The 508-nt window shown below is 68.9% G+C and carries 1 protein-coding gene; it reads right to left on the bottom strand.

The features are described 5' to 3' along the window. Positions 1-448: hypothetical protein (locus AACY52_RS30180; RefSeq protein WP_339561358.1), on the bottom strand; the 448-nt coding region annotated here is incomplete at its 3' end. Between the last annotated feature and the right edge of the window lie 60 nt (positions 449-508).

The raw sequence follows: 508 nt of genomic DNA, 5'->3' as shown, positions 1-508 counted from the left end.
CAAGGCCCAGCACCAGGCGATCGGTGTCGTCACCAATCGCAAGGTGCTTGCCCTCGCGCACGACGTCCCTGATGTCGCCGATAACGAAGAGATCGCCGGCGACGGTGCCGGACAGGCTGGCGACATCGTCGGCGGTCCCGGTGACGAGGCCGGTGGCGAACCGCTTCGCAAGATGCGCGGCCGAGCCCTGCTCCCTGACCGCCTCGACGACGCGCGCGAGCAGATCGTCGGAAAGCGCGATATTGCGTTCACGCGCCAGCGCGACGAAGCTGTCGGCGAGGTCGGCGTCGCCCGCCGCCAGCGCGGCCTCGACATTGTCCTGAACCAGCCGGTCGTTGTTTCGCAGCAGCACGTCGAGCTGCGCATCCGAGAGCGCCGCCGGATCGTCCTGCGCGGCCAGGATGGCGCCGGCCTGACGGGCATGCGGCGCCAGCTGCACCAGCAGCACGCTGCATGCCACGATACCGCTCAGCGCTGTGGTGATTCGCAGCCAATTCATGGGGGAGCC

Origin of the sequence: Pseudomonas sp. EA_65y_Pfl1_P113 (assembly GCF_963970525.1) — a bacterium.
Lineage (GTDB): Bacteria > Pseudomonadota > Gammaproteobacteria > Pseudomonadales > Pseudomonadaceae > Aquipseudomonas > Aquipseudomonas tritici.
This window is presented reverse-complemented; position numbering and strand designations above follow the sequence as displayed.